Origin of the sequence: Saccharopolyspora erythraea NRRL 2338, from assembly GCF_000062885.1 — a bacterium.
GTDB lineage: Bacteria > Actinomycetota > Actinomycetes > Mycobacteriales > Pseudonocardiaceae > Saccharopolyspora_D > Saccharopolyspora_D erythraea.
The window spans coordinates 3,939,551-3,957,515 of sequence record NC_009142.1; the positions used below are offsets into that span (position 1 = coordinate 3,939,551).

Below are 17,965 nucleotides of genomic sequence, written 5' to 3' on the forward strand. Positions count from 1 at the left end.
GCCCGCGCGCGGTCGCTAGCGGCGGACCAGGCGGCGCAGCCGGGCCAGCGCCGGGGCGAGCTCGGGCGCGCGGAACAGCGCCAGCAGGCCGAATCCGACCGCGAGGACGATGACCGCCTGCACGCCCAGCGTCAGCCACGCGCCGCCCACGGGTCCGGCCGCGGCCACGACCCCGCTCATGGCCGCGGCGGCCAGGACTGCGCATCCGCATCCGGCCGCCGAGGCCACGAGGGCGCGCAGGACACCGCCGAGGGTGCGCATCGTGCCGAGCCTGCCGACCCGCAGGTGCAGCCACACCTGGCCGACGACCGCGCCTACGACGAAGCTCAGCGACATCGCCAGCGCGACGCCGGTGACCAGCGCCTCCGGTCCCACCACCGCCAGGAAGACGTAGCAGAGCACGCTGCGGAACAGCACCATGACCACGTTGATCCAGGCAGGCGTGCGGGCGTCCTTCATCGCGTAGAACGCGCGGAGCTGGAGCATCGTGATCGCGAACGGCACGATGCCCAGCGCGAGCGCACCGAGGGTGACGCCGAGCCGGCCGGCGGCCTCCACGCCTGCGGCACCGGTGGAGAACAGCGCGACGCCGATCGCGCCGCCCGCCACGACCATGAGCGCGCTCACCGGCATGAGCAGGACCGCGCTCATGCGCACTCCGAGGGAGAGGTCGTCGACGAAGTCGCGGGTGCGCCCGTCGGCGACCGCGCGGCTGAGCCGCGGCATCAGGGCGGTGAGCAGCGAGACTCCGAGCACGCCGTAGGGCACCTGCGACAGCAGCCACGCGTAGTTGAAGGTCGCGACGCTGCCTTCGGTGCCCTGCCCGGTGACCCTGGTGATCACCACCATCCCGGCCTGGCTGATCGCGGTGTAGAGCACGACCCAGAACGCCAGTCCCGCGAACTCGGAGAGGCGGCGGTCCCAGCCCCAGCGCCACCGGAAGCGGAAACCGCCGCGTCGCAGCGCGAGCACCATGACCAGGCTCTGCGCCGCGATGCCCGCGACCGTGCCGATGCCCAGCACCAGCAGCTTCGCCTCGCCCATGCGCACCGGGTGCGCCGAGATCTCGCCCGGCACCACCGCGTACACGCCCAGGGTGGCGATCACGACCAGGTTGTTGACCACCGGAGCCCACGCGGGGATGCCGAAGACCTCGCGGACGTTGAGCACCGCCGACAGCAGCGCAGAGAGGCCGTAGAAGACGATCCCGGGCAGCACCAGGTAGGCGAAGGCCGTGGTCAGCGCGGCGTTGGCGCGGGTGTCCGAGCCGAGGTAGAGCTCGGTGAGCAGGGGAGCGGCGGCCACGGCGAGCACGGTCGCGGTGCCGAGCAGCACCACTCCCATGGTGACCATCCACTGCGCGTAGGACTCGCCCTGCTCGGTGCCCTCCTGCTGAGCCCGCACCAGCAGCGGAACCGCGATGCTGGTCAGCACCCCGCCCAGCAGCAGCTCGTTGACCACGGTCGGCAGGGTGTTGGCCACGGTGTAGGAGTCGTTGACCACGCCCAGGCCCAGCACGGCCACCAGCAGCACCTTCGAGGCCAGTCCGCTGACCCGGCTGACGGCGGTGGCAAGCGCCATGGTTCCGCTGGCCCGGGCCAGCGACTGGCCGCGCGCCCGGGACTCGGCCTGCTCGACCACGCTCGCCCCCATCCTCCAGTCGTCGCCGCTTGTCGACCGTGCCACGAAACCGGTCGCCGCGCGCTTCGGCGGACACGCACCCGCCCCGGCGTGGCAGGGTGGCGGTGGGACGACGCTGGAGCGCGGAGGTCGAGATGGTTGTCTTCGGGGTGGTGCTCGTCGTGGTGGGGCTGGTGGCCTACGCCGCGGGTCTCGGCGACCCGGCCGGGAGCTGGTGGCTGCTGCCGCCCGGGCTGATCGCCGCCGGGATCGGCATCGTCATCGCCGGTGCGGTCGCCACCGCGCGCCGCAGGCTCGCGCCGCTGCGCCGGGCGGCCGGCGGTGGCGCGGCCGCCGGCGGGCCCGTGGCGCGCGTGCGCGCGGTGCCCGCGATGATCGGTGAGGCGTGGCGCGGCCGGAACCCCGCAGTGCCCCGCTACCAGGCGGTGCTGTGGCTGGTAGCGGCGGTTTACCTGGTCTCGCCGGTCGATTTCATCCCCGAGTTCCTGCCGCTGATCGGCATCGGCGACGACATCGGGGTGGGGGCGTGGCTGCTCAGCAGCCTCTACGCCGAGTCGGGCAACTACCTGGGCAGGCAGCGCGAACAGGTCGAGCGCCGCCCGGGCTAGACCTCGGGCGAGGCCGGCTCGGGCGCGGGCTGACGGGTCCGGCGGGCGAAGACGAGCTGGTCCAGCGTCCAGCGCCCGCCGTTGAAGCCGAGCGCGAGCACGGTGACCAGCAGCGTCAGCACGTACTCGAACCCCTCCGGCAGGAACAGGCCGTAGGGCAGGTGCACCAGCACCAGGGCGCCCAGCATGTTGAGGGCCAGCAACACCCCCACCACCGGCAGGAACAGGCCCAGGATGAACAGGATGCCGCCTACCAGTTCGACCAGGGCGTTGAACCAGGCCGAGACCGGGGCCAGCGGGATGCCTGCCTGCCCGAAGCCCTGGACGACCATGTCCATGCCCATGACGAAGAACTTCTGCGACCCGTGGGCGATGAAGATGACGCCGATGGCGAGCCGGGCCAGGAACGCGAAGAGATCGCGAACGACGTTCATGGCTGCCTCCCCAGTGGGTGAAACGCGAGCACCACAAGTGTGGTGGCACGTGCGCTGAGCAGCACCCCGAACGAAGCGGCCCCGGGTTCGGCGGATTCAAGGGGTCGTCGCAACACAGATGGTCAACTGGCTTTGGTCAGGAGCATAGCGAGGCGCTCGGCTGGGGAGTCCCAGCCGAGCGTTTTGCGTGGTCGCCCGTTGAGCTGTTGGGCGACGTGTTCAAGGTCCTCGGGTCCGTAAGTGCCGAGGTCGGTGCCCTTGGGGAAGTACTGGCGCAGCAGTCCGTTGGTGTTTTCGTTGGTACCGCGCTGCCAGGGACTGGCCGGGTCGCAGAAGTAGACCGGCATGTCGGTGGTCATGGTGAACTGCTTGTGGCGGGCCATCTCGGCTCCCTGGTCCCAGGTCAGCGAGCCACGGAGGTGATTCGGCAGCGTTGTGATCGTCGCTACGAGTCCGTCCCGGACCGTTTCGGCGTCGTGCCCGTTCGGTAGGTGGACCAGCATGGTGTACCGCGTGGTGCGCTCTACCAGGGTGCCGATCGCGGACTGGCTGCCAGCGCCAATGATCAAGTCTCCCTCCCAGTGGCCGGGCACGGCCCGGTCGGCGACCTCGGCGGGGCGGTCGCTGATCATCACCATCGGGTCGATGAACCGCGCGGTGCGCTGGTTCGGGTTGCGGCGTGGCTTGCGGCGGGTCCGGCCGGTGCGGATCGCGGCCTGTACTTCGCGTTTGAGACCACCGCGGGCCTGGAAGTACAGCGCCTGGTAGATCGTCTCCACGCTCACTCGCATCCTCTGGTCGCCGGGATGCTCCTTGCCTAGAGCGTGGCAGATCTGCTCCGGTGACCAGCGCTCGCGCAGGCCATCGGCCACGAACTGGCGTAACGGGCCCTGCACGATCAGCTTGCGTTGCTTCGGGCGTGGCCGACGGGCGGCCGCCGCGCGGTGGGCCGCATATGGCTGGTAGCCGCCGTGGGTGGAGTTCGCGCGGATCTCCCGCAAGATCGTGCTGGCTGAGCGCCCCAACGCGCTCCCGATGTCCCGCAGTGAGTGGCCCTCGGCCCGCAGGTCCCGGATCCGCTCCCGCTCTGCCAAGGTCAGCAGCCGGGGATGCAACTGCTTGTCCAGTGCGGACAGCTTGGGCGCTGGGGAGTTCACGTCGACGATCGTGCTGGTGCCCGTCGCGTAATCGACACGAACCCCGTTCGGGTAGGTCCGCGCGTTCCGGCTCTTGCGGACCCCGTAGTCCCAGTCCTTCGCCGTGCGCTCGTTGATGCCCACCCGCTCGGCCGCCCGACGTCGGGCCACACCCTCTGCACGCAACCGCTCGTACTCCTCGCGCCGTGGGTGTCGACGCGACGCCCGAATCGACCGCCGCCCAGCCTGCCGGGCCCAACTAAAGGCCGTGTTCCGGTTCAGGCCCAGCTCACGGGCCGCCACAGTGACGCTCCCAACCGCATCAAGCCGGTCCAGGAAGCGTTGCTTCAGCTCGGCACGGTCACCCTCACATGCCACGGTCCTCGCAACTCCCACAGGTCGCAGGTGTTGCGAGGACCGCTAGAACCCCCGCCGGCCGGGGCCTCCTCGTCGCCGCGGTCAGCCCTTGAGCAGGGCCCGGGACATCACCATCCGCTGGATCTGGTTGGTGCCCTCGTAGATCTGGGTGATCTTGGCGTCGCGCATCATGCGCTCGACCGGGAAGTCGCGGGTGTAGCCCGCGCCGCCGAACAGCTGCACCGCGTCGGTGGTGACCTCCATCGCGACGTCGGAGGCGAAGCACTTCGCCGCGGCCGAGATGAACCCGAGGTTGCCCTCACCGCGTTCGGCGCGGGCGGCCGACACGTAGACCATGTGCCGGGCCGCCTCGATCTTCATCGCCATGTCGGCGAGCATGAACTGCACGCCCTGGAAGTCCGAGATCGCCTTGCCGAACTGCTTGCGCTCCTTGACGTAGTCCAGCGCGGCGTCGAGCGCGCCCTGTGCGATGCCGAGGGCCTGCGCGCCGATCGTGGGCCTGGTGTGGTCGAGCGTGCGCAGCGCGGTCTTGAAGCCGGTCCCGGGCTCGCCGATGATGCGGTCGGCCGGGATGGTGCAGTCCTCGAAGTACAGCTCGACGGTGGGCGAACCCTTGATGCCGAGCTTCTTCTCCTTGGGGCCCACGGTGAACCCGGGGTCGTCGGCGTGCACCGCGAACGCGCTGATGCCGTTGGCGCCCTTGTCCGGCTCGGTGACCGCCATGACGGTGTACCACTTCGAGACACCGCCGTTGGTGATCCAGCACTTGGTGCCGTTGAGCACCCAGTGGTCGCCGTCGAGGCGGGCGCGGGTCTTCATCGCCCCGGCGTCCGAGCCGGCCTCGCGCTCCGACAGCGCGTAGGAGGCGGTGGTCTCACCGGAGGCGACCGAGGACAGCACCTTGTGCTTGAGCTCCTCGGAGCCCGACAGGATGATCGGCATCGTGCCGAGCTTGTTCACCGCCGGGATCAGCGACGAGGACGCGCACACCCGGGCGACCTCCTCGATCACGATGCAGGTCGCCACCGAGTCGGCACCCTGGCCGCCGTACTCCTCCGGCACGTGCACGGCCGCGAAACCCGACTTGACCAGCGCGTCGAGCGCCTCGCGCGGGTAGCGTTCCTGCTCGTCGACCTCGGCGGCGAAGGGCGCGATCTCCTTCTCGGCCAGCGCCCGGACCGCTTCGCGAAGGGCATCGTGCTCGTCGGCCAGTCGGTAGGTCTCGAAGCTCGGATCCACCACGCGCCTCCCGTCTCCGGCGTCGCCGCCGGTCTCGTTTGTTCACCAGCTCGGTGCGCGGTCGGGCCGGGATGGCGTCCGAGTGGGCGCACGCTGCGCCCGGAATCCTAACGGCACTGAGTGCCACGAGCAATCCTCCCCTGTAGCATCCTGGCCATGACCCAGGCAGCGACTCCGGCCACCAGGCCACGGGCGGGGCGGACCGCCCACGGGCGGCGCCGGGTGCGCAGCGCGCTCGCGCTGGCGGCGATGGACCTGTTCGCCTCGCAGGGCTTCGAGGCGACCACTGTGGATCAGATCGCCGACGCGGCCGGTGTCGGGCGGCGCACCTTCTTCCGGTACTTCCGGTCCAAGGAGGACGTCGTGTTCCCCGGCCACGACGAGCGGCTGGCCGAGGTGGTGGAGCTGCTCGATGCCGCGGAACCCGACGAGCCGCCGCTGACCGTGGTCTGCCGCACCGCCGAGGTGGTTCTCGACATGTACCTGTCCGAGCCCGAGGTCTCGCTGAAGCGCTTCGTGCTCACCCGGCAGGTCCCCGCCTTGCGGGACAAGGAGATCGCCAGCATCGACAGGTACCAGCGGGTCTTCGCCCGCTACCTGCGGTCGCGACTGGCATCCGAGGACAACGGCGACCTGCGGGCCGCCGTGATCGCGGCATCCGTCGTCGCGGTGCACAACCACGTGCTGCGCGAGTGGCTGCGCAGCGGGGGAGCGGTCGACGCCCCCGCGGCGCTGCGCGAAGCGCTCGGCCAGGTCCGGGAGGCGTTGTCGTCCACTTGGGACTCCGGCGCCGGAGCCGACGAGCACGTGGTGGTCGGCGTCGTGCGGACCGGCGCCTCGCCGGGCGTGGTTCTTCAGCAGCTCGAGGACGCCCTGCGGGGGCTCTCCAAGTAGTCGGCACTCAGTGTCGAACCGGGGCTACGCCTGCGCGCCCGTGATGCTTTGTAACCCCTATGGTTTCAGTGTCGACTAAAACAAACACAAGCCAACGGCGGTCCGGCAACCCAAAAAGCCAGGACGCGACGAAATCCTCTTCGTGGGTTTGCGCCGTTGCTGCTCGCTTTGGGGATGCCGGAAGAACTGTGCTCGGTAAGCGATGCGGAGATTCGTGCGATCACGTTGCCCGAACGTGTCGGCGGCGCTAGAGTCGATCACGTGACTGCCGGGTCGGCCATGGGCCACGAGCGAGAGAGGCACCCGGCCGCGGCGTGATCGCAGGGCGGCCGAGAGGTCCGCCCTCCTGTTCCCGCACTTCGCGCGAGTTCTTCCCCTTGTGCTGCGGCCGTTGCCGCCCTGTCCGCGCGAAGCCTCCTCCTGAGCGGAGCCGCTTTCGGCTTCCTTTCCGCTTTCCTGTGCGATTTCGCGATTCCTGCGCACCGCGGTCGATCGCGCCGTGGTGATCTCCTCCGCCGTGCCGGCGGTATTCCGTCATGCCCGCGAACAGTTCGCGGGCCCTTGAATGCTGGAGAACAACAGTCATGCCGAACGATTTCAACCTGAAGATCATCGAGGAGTTCCGGGCCAGAGGCGGGCGGGTCGGCGGCCCGTTCGAGGGCGGCCGGTTGCTCCTGCTCACCACCACCGGCGCTCGCACCGGTGCCCGGCACACCACGCCGGTGGGCTACCTGCCGGACGGCGACGGGCGGACCCTCGTCATCGCGTCGGCCGGCGGTTCGCCGAGGCATCCGGACTGGTTCCACAACGTGGTGGCCAACCCGCGCGTGACGGTCGAGGACGGCGTCTTCACCTACGAGGCGGACGCGGTGGTGCTGGAAGGCCCGGAGCGGGATCGGGTCTTCGCCCGCGCGGTGGAGTTCGAGCCCGGCTGGGGCGAGTACCAGGCCGGAACCACGCGCGTCATCCCGGTGGTCGCGCTGGAGGCGGTCGCGGGCGGGCCCCCGTTGGCGGGATCGCTGGGGGAGACGCTCAGGCGCACCCACGATGCGTTCCGCCGCGAGCTCGAGCTGATCCGCGGGGAGGTCGCGGCGACGGGTCCGCGAATCGGCGCGCAGCTGCGGGTGAACTGCCTGACGCTCTGCCAGGGCCTGCGCAACCACCACGCCGGTGAGGACGGCGCGCTCTTCCCCCTCGTCCGCGACCGCCATCCCGAGTCGGCGTCGGCGCTGGCGCGGCTGGACCAGGAGCACCGCAGGCTCGCCGCGTTGCTCGCGGAACTGCAGGCGGTCGTTTCCGGCGAGCACGCCGACCGCGAACGCACGTCGAGCGAGGTCGACCGGCTGGCGGAAGAGCTGAAGGCTCACTTGGCCTACGAGGAGGAGCAACTGCTCCCGGTGCTCGACGCCGTTACCGCCTGAGCGCCTGCGGCTGCGGGTGTGGGCTCCGCCGTACCCGCCCCCGCAGCAAGTTGCCGAAACGGCATCTTTGCCTTCAAGGCAACTAGTGCTAGGTTGGCGGTCATGGTCGAGGAGCCCCGAGCCGGTCTGCGGGAACGCAAGAAGCGACAGACGCGCCTGGCGCTGAGCACGGCCGCGATCCGGCTGAGCGTCGAGCGCGGGGCGGGCAACGTGACGATCGAGGACATCGCCGCGGCGGCCGACGTGTCCGTGCGGACCTTCCGCAACTACTTCTCCAGCAAGGCCGAGGCGATCGCGGGCATGCACCTCGACCGGATGCTGGCGATCGCCGACGACTTGCGCGGACGCCCGGCGGAGGAACCGCTGTGGGACGCCATCACCGAGGCGGTGATCGCCCACTTCGCGCCGGGGCAACCGGAGGCCGACCACGACGCGCAGCGCAAGCGGGTCGACGCGATCCGGCTGATGCTCACGGATCCGTCCCTGCAGGGCGAGTTGGCCAGGGCCAACGACGCCGCGCGGACCGCGGTCGCCGCGGCGGTAGCCGAGCGCACCGGCACCGACGCCGAGCAGGATCTCTATCCGAAGCTGGTCGCCGCGGCGGTCGGTTCGGCCACCGCCGTGGCGACCGAGCACTGGCTTCAATGCGAACCGGGCGCGCAGGTCACCGCACTGCTGCGCGAGGCGTTCGACCGGGTCAGGGCCGGTCTGCCCGTCCCGTAGGGCGTCCGGCCCGCTTCCACCAGCGGTTCTTCCCGGCCCGGTGCGATCGGGCCGGTACGCGTCATGCCCTTCTAAGCCGTGGAGAGGACCTCGATGATCGCCGATGTCGTCATCGCCGGAGGGGGCCCGAACGGGCTCATGCTGGCCTGCGAGCTGAGCCTGGCCGGTGTCCGGCCGGTGGTGCTGGAGGCGTTGCCGGAGCCGAGTGCGGAGCCGAAGGCCAACGGCCTACTGGGGCAGGTGGTGAGGATGGTCGACCGGCGCGGTCTGCACGAGCGGCTCAGCGGGAGTCCGGAGCCGCCGCGTCCGAACTCGGCCTACTTCATGTTCGCCGCGATGGGCCTGGATCTGAGCCTGCTGGAGGACAGCCCGATCTACGCCCTGCCGGTGCCGCAGCGGCGCATCGTGCAGGTCCTGGACGAGCGCTCGGCCGAGCTCGGAGTGGACGTCCGCAGAGGCCACGAGCTGGTCGGGCTGTCACAGGACGACGAGTCGGTCACCGCCGAGGTCATGGGGCCGGACGGGCGGTACGAGCTGGAAGGTCGCTATCTCGTGGGGGCCGACGGGGCCCACAGCATCACCCGAAAGCGTTCCGGGATCGGCTTTCCGGGCGTCACCTACGACCGGGCCACCCGGCGCAGTGCCCACGCCGCGGTTCCGAAGGAGTGGGTGGATCCGGCGACGGGCGCTTTGGAGGTGCCCGGCTACGGCCGCGTGCTGCCGTTCCTGCCGCAACGCACCGAGCGCGGCGGGTTCTCCTACGCGCCGTTGCCGGGGCAGCCGCCGTTGGTCACGACGGAGGAGTGGGACGAGCCTGCCTGCGACGAGCCTATGAGCATGGGGGAGATGCGGGGGAGCGTTCGCCGCGTGCTCGGGGTGGATGTGCCGCTCGAAACGCCGGCGGGTGACGGGCCGTACGTGTTGCGCCGGCTGCACGGTGGCAATACCCGCATCGCCGCACGTTTCCGGGACCGGCGGGTGTTCCTGGTGGGCGACGCGGCGCACGTGTACACCGCCGGTGGCGGGCCGGGGCTCAACCTGGGCATGCAGGACGGGGTCAACCTCGGCTGGAAGCTCGCCGCCGCGCTTCGCGGCGACGCCCCGGCGGACCTGCTGGACACCTACGACGTCGAGCGCCGGTTGGCGGCTCGGCGCATGAGCATGTACTCGCAGGCGCAGTCGGCGTTGCTCGCGCCGGGCGGCGACGTCACCGCGCTGCGGGAGCTGTTCGGCGAGCTTCTCGGTGACCGCGGCACGGTCCAGCGCCTCGCCGAGCTCACCGCGGGTGCCGACGTCCGCTACGACATGGGGTCGGCCGGTCAGCATCCGCTGGTGGGCCGGTTCGCGCCGGACCTGGAGCTGTCAACGCCGACCGGCAGCGTCCGGCTCGCGGAGCTGACGCGGGACGCGCGTCCGCTGCTGCTCGACCTGACGGCGGACGGAGCGCTCGCCGACGTGTTGTCCGGCCGGTGCGAGCACGTGGACGTCGTCACGGCGAGCGCGCCGACCTCCGAGGTGACCGGGCTGTTGCTCCGCCCGGACTGCTACGTGGCGTCGGCGTCGCCACATCCCGGTCCCGCTGAGGTGGAGGCTCTCCAGGCGGCGCTGCGACGGTGGTTTCGCCGCACCTGTCCGGCCGGTCGCTGCTCAGTCGTAGCCGCGGATCAGGTGGCTCTCGTCGAACTCGTCGATCTCGGTGGTGACCGGCACGCGCCGCTCGGGGGAGAGGGGGTCTCTGGGCCGCGGTGCCAGCTCCGCGGGGAGCAGGTGCTGGGGAGGAGCAGCAGAGGGGGAGTCGGAGCGTTCCATTCCGGCACCTCTCGTTCGGGGAACCATCTGTCGATATTGCTCGGTCGGCAGGCGGTTCGCACGTTCGATACTCCACAAGTAGGACGAACCGACCTCGTGCACCCATTGAGTTTGAATGCATTCATTGCTTCAGTGTTGACTAAAATCAATCCAAGATCACCAAAAACAAAGACCAGCAACGAGAATGAGCACTCACCAGGCCGGGGTGAGACGTCGACCTCTGCGGAGGCCGACATACATCCCGTGGTCGACGACGGTGTAGCCGGCCAGTGCGACCCATGGGATGCCCGCGGGCGGGTGGACCGGGTCCCGGTAGTCGCCGACGTCGGTCACGGTGGTCGCGTTGAAGGCCACCAGGTCGGCGATGTGGCCGGGGGCGACCAGGCCGCGTTCGGGGATGCGGAAGGCTTCCGCCGGCATCGAGGTCATCCGGCGCACCGCTTCGGGCAGCGAGAGCACGCCGCGTTCGCGGCAGTAGCGGCCGAGGACGCGGGGGAACGTGCCGTGAAGGCGGGGGTGCGGCTTGCCGCCGATTCCCGGCGGGAGACCGTCGGAGCCGATGGCGGTGTGCGGGTCGGCCAGCGCGGCGACGAGGTCGTCCTCGTGCATGGAGAAGTGGACCATGGACGCGCGCAGCCGTTCGCCGACGAGGATGTCGGCCAGCACATCGACGGGCCGCGCGTCCTGTTCGGCCGCGAGTTCGGCGATCGTGCGGCCTTCGTGGCGATGGCTGGCCGTGGTGGCGATGAGGATCGTGTCCCAGTCGCGGTCGCGGTTGGCCTCGGCGAGCTCGGTCCGGCCCGATGAGCTGTCGAGCCTGGCCACGAGTTCGTCGGCCTCGCAGGCCAGGAAGTGCTTGGGCAGGGTGGCGGTGAGCATGGTCGAGGACGCCGTGTACGGGTAGACGTCCTGCATGACGGGGTGTCCGTCGCGGCGGGCGTCCTGGAGCTTGGTGAGTGCCTCGGGAACCGTTCCCCAGTTCTCGGCGCCCGCGGCCTTCAGGTGCGAGATGTGGGTGCGGCCGGCCGCGCGTCCGATGCGCAGGGCCTCGTCGACGGAGTCGAGCAGGCCGGAGCCTTCGTCGCGCATGTGGGTGGCGTAGAGGCCGTCGCCGCCGAGCGCTTCGGCGAGCGCGAGCAGTTCGCCGGTGGTGGCGAAGACGGCGGGCGGGTAGATCAGCCCGCTGGAGAGGCCGAAGGCGCCTGCGGTCATGCCTTCTTCCAGCGCGTCGCGCATGGTGCGCAGGGCGTGGTCGTCGGGGGCGGCGTCGCTCATGCCGGTGGCGGCGATGCGCAGGGTGCCGTGGCCGATGAGCGGGCACTGGTTGGTGACGTATCCGGCGGTGTCGGTGGCGGCGTAGAGGTCGTGGAAGCCGGTCCAGGTGAGGTCGATGGGCGGGAAGATGCGCTGGAGGAAGGTGGCGAGGGTGGTGGTGCGGGCGGGGTCGTTGGGTGCGAGGCTGAAGCCGCAGTTGCCGACGATCTCGGTGGTCACGCCCTGCAGGATCTTGGTGGTGTCGTCGTGGTCGAGCAGGGCGGCGTTGTCGGCGTGGGAGTGGACGTCGATGAAGCCGGGGGCGAGCACGAGTCCGGTGAGGTCGCGCGCCGGGTGGGTGCGGGGCAGGACGCCTGGGGGTTCGACGGCGGCGACGCGACCTTCGAGGACCAGGACGTCGGCGGGGCGCAGTGGGCGGCCGGTTCCGTCGGCGAGCAGGGCTCCGGTGAGCAGTGCGGTGTCGGTGAGCGTGGGGTTCACGGCTGGGTACCGCCTTTCGCGTGCCCGCGGTGTCCTCGTTCATCTTGCCCCGGTGCGGTGCCGGGGGCGCGTGGTGTGGCGGGAATACGTGCCGGGTGCTGGTGTTCGTGTGTGTTGGCAGGGCTGGTCGTTCGGTGGGGGTGCGCGGTGCACGGTGAGTACAAGGTTCCGGGTGGCAAGCTGGTCGTGGTCGACGTGGACGTCGAGGACGGGCGGTTGGCCCGGGTCCGGTTGAGCGGGGACTTCTTCCTGGAGCCGGATGAGGCCTTGGAGGACATCAACCGGGCTCTGGAGGGGGCCGCGGTGGGTTCGGACGCCGAGTCGCTGGTGCGGCGCATCCACAGTGGACTGGGGCCTGAGGTGCGGATGGCGGGCTTCAGCGCGGAGGCGGTGGCGGTCGCGGTGCGGCGGGCGGTGACGCGGGCCAGCGACTGGGGTGAGCACGACTGGCGGTTGGTGCACGACGGTCCGCAGTCGCCGCTGATGCACATGGCGTTGGACCAGGTGCTGGCCGAGGAGGTGGCGGCGAGTCGCAGGCCGCCGACGTTGCGGTTCTGGGAGTGGGCCGCTCCGGCGGTGATCATCGGGAGTTTCCAGTCGGTGCGCAACGAGGTGGACGCGGAGGGTGCGCGACGTCTGGGTGTGGAGGTGGTGCGGCGGATCACCGGTGGTGGGGCGATGTTCGTGGAGCCGGGCAACACGGTGACGTACTCGTTGTACGCGCCGGTGTCGTTGGTGGCGGGGATGTCGATGGCGGAGTCGTATGCGTTCCTGGACGACTGGGTGCTGGGTGTGTTGCGGGAGCTGGGGTTGAACGTGTGGTACCAGCCGTTGAACGACATCGCCTCGGATACCGGGAAGATCGGTGGTGCGGCGCAGAAGCGGGTGTCGGGTGGGGTGGTGTTGCACCACGTGACGATGTCCTACGACATCGATGCGGACAAGATGGCCGAGGTGCTGCGGGTGGGCGGGGAGAAGCTGTCGGACAAGGGTGTGGCGAGCGCGAAGAAGCGGGTGGATCCGCTGCGCAGGCAGACGGGGTTGGCGCGGGAGGAGGTCATCGCGCGGTTGATCGCCGGGTTCGGTCAGCGCTACGGGTTGTCCGGGGGTGCGGTGACCGAGGCCGAGCGGCTGCGTGCGCAGGAGCTGGTGGCCGCGAAGTTCGGGACCGCGCAGTGGCTGGGCCGGGTGCCGTGACGGGTCAGGTCAGCAGTTCGGGGACGCCGGGGGTGCTGCGGCGGCGGCGCAGCCAGACCTTGCGGGTTCCGTCGGCGTAGAGCAGGACGCGGGAGAGTTCCCATCCGGCGAACTCGGCGTGGATGCTGAGCTGGGTCGCTGCGTTGCGGCGGGTGACTCCCGGGGGCAGGCGCAGCGGCCGGTACTCCCAGTCCTGGTCGTGGGTTCCTTCGGCGTTGTCGATCACACTTTCACCACCTGTGTTCCTTGGCCGGTCGCGGAGGTGACGTAGACCTCGCCGGTGTCGGGGTCGACGGTCACCGAGTCGGGTTGGTGGACGGTGGGCAGGCGGTGGCGTTGGCGGGGTTCGCCGCCTGCGATGTCGTAGGCGATGAGTTCGTTGGTCGCGGTGAGGGTGATCCAGGCGAGGTCGCGGTGGGGGTCGTAGGCGATGTCGTAGGGGGCGCCTGGGACGGGGTAGCGCTGTTTCATGATCAGCGGGCCGACGGAGAAGGCGAGGAGTTCCTGGCCTCGGGTGTCGACGGTGAGGATGCGGTGGTAGCGGTCGGTGACGGCGTTGGTGGCGCCGTCGCCTGCGCGTAGTCCTGCGCCTTTTTCGCCGGTGGCGGGGTCGACGGGGGTGATGGCGGTGGTGAGGCGGTCCAGGACGTAGAGGTCGTTGCCGGTGGTGAGCAGTTGGGCGGGGCCCTGGAAGCCGGTGGCGGTGGTGGTGGCGCGGTTGCCGTCGAGGATGGTGACGGTCTTGGTGGTGCGCAGGGCGACTGCGGTGCGTCCGTCGGGCAGGGTGGTGGCGTCGGTGGGGCCGCCGGGGACGTGGGTGGTGGTGGTCTGTCCGGTGCGCAGGTCGGTGCGGGCGAGCAGGTCCTGGTCGGGAAGTGCCGCGAGCAGGGTGCCGCCGGTGGCGTGGAGTGCGGCGGGGGTGCCGGGCAGTCCGATGGTGCGTGGGGCGCCGCCGGGTGCGCGGGTGTCGGTGAGGGTGAGGGTGGGGCCGCCTGCGGTGATGAGGGTGTGGGTGGTGGTGTCGTAGGCGCTGTGCTGGGCTGCCGGGGTGGGCAGGATCGTGCCTGCCGGGGGCTGGGTGGGTGGTGCGGTGGCGGGTGTGGCGGCGCTGAGCTGGGCGGTGACCTGGAGGGGGTCGCTGGGGGTGTTGGCCGCGCAGCCGGTGAGCGCGAGTGACGCGGTGATGCAGGTGGCTGCCAGACGACGCAACGAGGACCTCCCGGTTCTGCGTGCCCGCGGGGTGCGGTGCGGTGCTGCGTCCAGCATCCCCGATGTGGGGGTGGTGGTGTGGGTGGGGGCGAACTTCCAGCTTGACATCGGTGGTGGCGTTCGGGGTAGGGGGTTGGTCCGGTCGGTGGGTGGTGTCAGCGGCGGGCGGGGCCGCGTTCGGGGTAGCCCTGTTCGGGTTCGCTGACGTCGTCGAGGGCGGCTTGGATGGCTGGGGGCAGGGTGAGTTCTTCGGCGTTGAGGGCGGCTTTGAGCTGGGTGGTGGTGCGGGTGCCGATGATGGCGGCGGTGATGCCGGGGCGGTCGCGGACCCAGGCGAGGGCGACGGTCAGCGGTGTGGTGCCGAGTCCTTCGGCGGCGGTGGCGGCGGCCTGGACGATGCGGTTGGCGCGTGGGGTGCGGTGGTGGTCGACGTAGCTGGCGAGGTGGGGGTCGGCGCCGCGGGAGCCGGCGGGGGTGGTGTTGCGGTATTTGCCGGTGAGCACGCCGCGGCCGAGTGGGGCCCAGGCGAGGGTGCCGATGCCGTGGTGGGTGGCGGCGGGCAGGGCTTCGCGTTCGATGCCGCGTTCGACCAGGGAGTATTCGGCTTGGTGGGAGGTCAGTGGGGTGCGGGTGGGGTGGGCTTGCTGGTGGGTGGCGGCGGTGGCCAGTTGCCAGCCCGCGTAGTTGGAGACGCCGGCGTAGCGGACCCTGCCGCTGGTGATGGCGGTGTCGAGGGCGGCGAGGGTTTCGTCGAGGGGGACGGCGGGGTCCCAGGCGTGCAGTTGCCAGAGGTCGATGTGGTCGGTGCGCAGGCGGCGCAGTGAGCCGTCGAGGGCTGACAGGAGTGCGGCGCGGGAGGCGCCGCCGCCGAAGGGTCCGTCGTGGCGGCGGGCGACGGCTTTGGTGGCCAGGACGACGTCGTCGCGGGTGAGGACGGTGGTGAGAAGGTCGCCGAGGATTTCCTCGCTGTGGCCGTCCTGGTAGACGTCGGCGGTGTCGACGAGGGTGCCGCCGGCGTCGTGGAAGGTGACGAGCTGGTCGGCGGCCTGTTCGGCGTCGGTGTCCAGTCCCCAGGTCATGGTGCCGAGGGCGAGGCGGGAGACGCGCAGGCCGCTGCGGCCGAGCTGTCGGTGTTCCACGGTGTTGGAGCGTATTCGCTGCGTGGTCGTGGTGGGTTCATGGTGTGGTCGGTCGGCGTTTCGGTGGTGGTGCGGGTCACGCGGTGTGTGCTGGGGTGGCGCGGTCGTGGGGCTGGTAAGGGCGGGCCGCTACCGGGTGGGTGAAGGCGATACTGCAAGATCTCTGGCCGGAGGAGCGAGGTGGCCGGCGCGTGGGGCCGGTGCCGCACAGGAAATCTCTCGATCGTGCTGGAGTGGGTTTAGTTGTCGTGGTTGCAGGCCATGGTGCTCGCCGTGGTCCAGGGGCTCACTGAGTTCCTTCCGATTTCGTCGTCCGGGCATCTGTCGATCGTGTCGAAGTTGTTCTTCGGCTCGGATGCGGGTGCGTCGTTCACCGCGGTCACGCAGATCGGCACGGAGCTGGCGGTGGTGATCTACTTCGCCGGCGACATCGTGCGGTTGGTGGTGACGTGGTTCCGCGGTCTGGTCAACGCCGAGGTGCGCAGGACGCAGGATTACCGGTTGGCGTGGTATGTGATCGTGGGCAGCTTGCCGATCGGTGTGCTGGGTTTTCTGTTCCAGGACTACATCCGGGGTGCGTTGCGCAGCCTGTGGATCACGGGTGCGATGTTGATCCTGTTCGGGATCCTGATGGGGTTGGCCGAGCGGTTCGGTGCGCAGCGGCGTGGTCATGACAAGTTGACGATGCGGGACGGCGTGTTGATGGGGTCGGCGCAGGCGTTGGCGTTGATCCCGGGGGTGTCGCGTTCGGGCGGGACGATCACGGCGGGTCTGTCGCTGGGGTTGGACCGTCCGACGGCCGTGCGGTTTTCGTTCCTGCTGGCGATTCCGGCGGTGTTCGCCGCCGGGGTGTCGGAGGTGTCGCACGTATTCGAGCCGAGTGCGCACGGTCTGCAGCCGACGGGTGCGCAGATGATCGTGGCGACGGTGGTGGCCGGTGTGGTCGGGTACGCGGTGATCGCGTGGTTGTTGCGGTACGTGCAGAAGCACAGCGTGTACCTGTTCGTGTGGTATCGGATCGTGCTGGGTCTGGTGCTGTTCGGGCTGCTCGGTTTCGGGGTCATCCAGCCGTGATCGGGTGAGGTGGCCGTGGGGCGGTCCGGTGCGTTGCGCCGGGCCGCCCTTTTTTCGTGCGCCGGGGTGTGTGGGGTGGCCGGTGGTGGTGGGCCTACCCTCGGCGGCGTGGCGACTCTCATCCTGCTGCGGCACGCGCGGTCGGCGGCGAACGGTTCCGGGACGCTGGCGGGTCGTACCGCCGGTGTGGGTTTGGACGAGACGGGGCGGGTGCAGGCCGAGGGGCTTGCGGGCAGGTTGTCGGGGATTCCGGTGAGCGCGTTGGTGGCTTCGCCGTTGCAGCGGTGCCAGGACACGGTGGCGGGGCTGGCCGAGAAGCTGGGTGTGCCGGTGGCGGTGGAGGACCGGTTGGCCGAGGTGGACTACGGGCAGTGGACGGGCCGGGCGGTCAAGGACCTGACGCAGGAGCCGTTGTGGAAGGTCGTGCAGCAGCATCCGTCGGCGGCGGTGTTCCCGGGTGGGGAGGCGCTGGCGCAGGTGCAGGCGCGGGCGGTGGAGGCGGTGCGTGAGCACGATCGGCGGATCAGCGGCGAGTTCGGGCCGCACGCGGTGTGGGTGGCGTGCAGCCATGGTGATGTGATCAAGGCGGTGCTGGCCGATGCGCTGGGGCTGCACCTGGACGGGTTCCAGCGGATCGTGGTGGATCCGTGTTCGGTGAGCGTGGTGCGCTACACCGAGACGCGGCCGTTCGTGTTGCGGGTCAACGACACCGGTGGGGACGTGTCGGGGTTGCTGCCGCCGAAGGAAGAGGACTCGGGTTCGTCGTCGTCTGATGCGGTGGTGGGGGGTTCGACGGGTGCCGGAGCCTGAGCTGTGGGGTGTGCGGGACCTGGTGGGGTTCTTCGGGGGGCGCTGGCGGCTGGAGCGGAAGATCGTCGATGCCGCGGGGGTGCGGATCGGGTCGTTCTCGGGTGTGGCGGTGTTCTCGCCGGTGGAGTGGGGGTTGGAGTTCCGGGAGGAGGGTCTGCTGGAGCTGGGGGCGCATCGGGGGCCGGCGCACCGGTGCCTGCATTACCGAGTGTCCGGCGAGGGGCGCGCCGATGTGTATTTCGACTACGGCACGTTCTTCCACGACCTGGACCTGCGGACCGGGCTGTGGCGGGTGGGCCATCCGTGCCGGGACGATGAGTACCGGGGTGAGTTCCGGGTGTGGGACCGCGACCGGTGGCGGCAGGAGTGGACTGTGGTCGGTCCGGCCAAGGATCACGCCTTGTTCACCGACTTCGTCCGGGAGCCCGGCGGTTCCTAGGGCTGCCTTGCACGCCCGTCGTGTTCGGTGACTCCTGACGTTCCCTAGTCGCGCAGCTC

The 17,965-nt window shown here is 70.4% G+C and carries 18 protein-coding genes and 1 pseudogene; 9 read left to right on the plus strand and 10 right to left on the minus strand.

Translation table 11 applies throughout. The annotated features are described in order from the left end of the window. Window positions 1-15: 15 nt before the first annotated feature. Window positions 16-1,653, minus strand: a complete 1,638-nt coding sequence (murJ, locus tag SACE_RS17345) for a murein biosynthesis integral membrane protein MurJ (protein ID WP_009942114.1) — start codon at window positions 1,651-1,653, stop codon at window positions 16-18. 92 nt (window positions 1,654-1,745) lie between these two features. Between murJ and SACE_RS17350 the strand changes: the two genes are divergently transcribed. Next, window positions 1,746-2,249, plus strand: a complete 504-nt coding sequence (locus tag SACE_RS17350) for a YkvA family protein (RefSeq protein WP_231850020.1) — start codon at window positions 1,746-1,748, stop codon at window positions 2,247-2,249. On the opposite strand, the gene SACE_RS17355 is transcribed toward SACE_RS17350, so the two are convergent. From SACE_RS17355 to SACE_RS17365, 3 genes are all read right to left on the minus strand, one after another. Continuing rightward, window positions 2,246-2,683 (minus strand): DoxX family protein, encoded by a 438-nt coding sequence (locus SACE_RS17355; RefSeq protein WP_009942111.1) that lies wholly within the window; start codon window positions 2,681-2,683, stop codon window positions 2,246-2,248. The two genes, SACE_RS17350 and SACE_RS17355, sit on opposite strands and share 4 nt — an antisense overlap. Before the next feature lie 122 nt (window positions 2,684-2,805). Beyond that, window positions 2,806-3,990, minus strand: coding sequence for an IS30 family transposase (locus SACE_RS17360; protein WP_143538315.1), 1,185 nt, complete (start codon window positions 3,988-3,990; stop codon window positions 2,806-2,808). A 288-nt stretch (window positions 3,991-4,278) separates the two neighbouring features. Then, complete coding sequence (locus SACE_RS17365; RefSeq protein ID WP_011874073.1) at window positions 4,279-5,436, minus strand: acyl-CoA dehydrogenase; 1,158 nt, start codon at window positions 5,434-5,436, stop codon at window positions 4,279-4,281. 156 nt (window positions 5,437-5,592) lie between these two features. Between SACE_RS17365 and SACE_RS17370 the strand changes: the two genes are divergently transcribed. The 3 genes from SACE_RS17370 to SACE_RS17380 all read left to right on the plus strand — a co-directional run bounded on the left by SACE_RS17370 (window position 5,593) and on the right by SACE_RS17380 (window position 8,474). Further along, window positions 5,593-6,330: a TetR family transcriptional regulator gene (locus SACE_RS17370; protein ID WP_011874074.1), complete on the plus strand. Its 738-nt coding sequence runs from the start codon at window positions 5,593-5,595 to the stop codon at window positions 6,328-6,330. A 584-nt stretch (window positions 6,331-6,914) separates the two neighbouring features. After that, window positions 6,915-7,751, plus strand: coding sequence for a nitroreductase/quinone reductase family protein (locus tag SACE_RS17375; RefSeq protein ID WP_009949050.1), 837 nt, complete (start codon window positions 6,915-6,917; stop codon window positions 7,749-7,751). A 102-nt stretch (window positions 7,752-7,853) separates the two neighbouring features. Next, window positions 7,854-8,474 (plus strand): acyl-CoA-like ligand-binding transcription factor, encoded by a 621-nt coding sequence (locus SACE_RS17380; protein WP_011874075.1) that lies wholly within the window; start codon window positions 7,854-7,856, stop codon window positions 8,472-8,474. Between the two features lie 71 nt (window positions 8,475-8,545). Here the strand turns inward: SACE_RS17380 and SACE_RS39280 are convergent, their stop codons facing one another. Then, window positions 8,546-8,698 carry a hypothetical protein gene (locus SACE_RS39280; RefSeq protein ID WP_231850131.1) on the minus strand — a complete coding sequence of 51 codons (153 nt, stop codon included), beginning with the start codon at window positions 8,696-8,698 and terminating at the stop codon, window positions 8,546-8,548. On the opposite strand from SACE_RS39280, the pseudogene SACE_RS36550 reads away from it, so the two are divergent. Continuing rightward, window positions 8,634-10,097: pseudogene (locus SACE_RS36550) on the plus strand (FAD-dependent monooxygenase); the annotation flags it as partial. The gene SACE_RS39280 and the pseudogene SACE_RS36550 sit on opposite strands and share 65 nt — an antisense overlap. A 24-nt stretch (window positions 10,098-10,121) precedes the next feature. Here SACE_RS36550 and SACE_RS39285 read toward each other — a convergent pair. Both SACE_RS39285 and SACE_RS17390 read right to left on the minus strand, forming a co-directional pair. Further along, the gene (locus SACE_RS39285) at window positions 10,122-10,283 is read right to left on the minus strand and encodes a hypothetical protein (protein ID WP_193755463.1); all 162 of its coding nucleotides are present in this window, start codon (window positions 10,281-10,283) and stop codon (window positions 10,122-10,124) included. A gap of 192 nt (window positions 10,284-10,475) precedes the next feature. Then, a complete protein-coding gene (locus tag SACE_RS17390; RefSeq protein WP_009949046.1) occupies window positions 10,476-12,038 on the minus strand; it encodes an N-acyl-D-amino-acid deacylase family protein in 1,563 nt (520 codons plus the stop codon). A 147-nt stretch (window positions 12,039-12,185) separates the two neighbouring features. Here SACE_RS17390 and SACE_RS17395 point away from each other — a divergent pair, with 147 nt between their 5' ends. Further along, window positions 12,186-13,235, plus strand: a complete 1,050-nt coding sequence (locus SACE_RS17395) for a lipoate-protein ligase LplAB (RefSeq protein WP_009949045.1) — start codon at window positions 12,186-12,188, stop codon at window positions 13,233-13,235. Window positions 13,236-13,239: 4 nt separating this feature from the next. Here the strand turns inward: SACE_RS17395 and SACE_RS17400 are convergent, their stop codons facing one another. The 3 genes from SACE_RS17400 to SACE_RS17410 form a co-directional block, all read right to left on the minus strand. Further along, window positions 13,240-13,461: a DUF5703 family protein gene (locus tag SACE_RS17400; protein ID WP_009949044.1), complete on the minus strand. Its 222-nt coding sequence runs from the start codon at window positions 13,459-13,461 to the stop codon at window positions 13,240-13,242. After that, the gene (locus tag SACE_RS39760) at window positions 13,458-14,444 is read right to left on the minus strand and encodes a YncE family protein (protein WP_009949043.1); all 987 of its coding nucleotides are present in this window, start codon (window positions 14,442-14,444) and stop codon (window positions 13,458-13,460) included. Before SACE_RS39760 ends, SACE_RS17400 begins: the two co-directional genes overlap by 4 nt. A 155-nt stretch (window positions 14,445-14,599) precedes the next feature. Further along, window positions 14,600-15,583 carry an aldo/keto reductase gene (locus SACE_RS17410; RefSeq protein WP_009949042.1) on the minus strand — a complete coding sequence of 328 codons (984 nt, stop codon included), beginning with the start codon at window positions 15,581-15,583 and terminating at the stop codon, window positions 14,600-14,602. Between the two features lie 252 nt (window positions 15,584-15,835). Here SACE_RS17410 and SACE_RS17415 point away from each other — a divergent pair, with 252 nt between their 5' ends. The 3 genes from SACE_RS17415 (at window position 15,836) to SACE_RS17425 (ending at window position 17,906) form a co-directional block, all read left to right on the plus strand. Beyond that, window positions 15,836-16,657, plus strand: coding sequence for an undecaprenyl-diphosphate phosphatase (locus SACE_RS17415; protein WP_011874077.1), 822 nt, complete (start codon window positions 15,836-15,838; stop codon window positions 16,655-16,657). A 108-nt stretch (window positions 16,658-16,765) separates the two neighbouring features. After that, window positions 16,766-17,467: a histidine phosphatase family protein gene (locus SACE_RS17420; RefSeq protein WP_009949039.1), complete on the plus strand. Its 702-nt coding sequence runs from the start codon at window positions 16,766-16,768 to the stop codon at window positions 17,465-17,467. Then, window positions 17,454-17,906 (plus strand): DUF6314 family protein, encoded by a 453-nt coding sequence (locus SACE_RS17425; protein WP_009949038.1) that lies wholly within the window; start codon window positions 17,454-17,456, stop codon window positions 17,904-17,906. Before SACE_RS17420 ends, SACE_RS17425 begins: the two co-directional genes overlap by 14 nt. The last annotated feature ends 59 nt before the right edge of the window (window positions 17,907-17,965 follow it).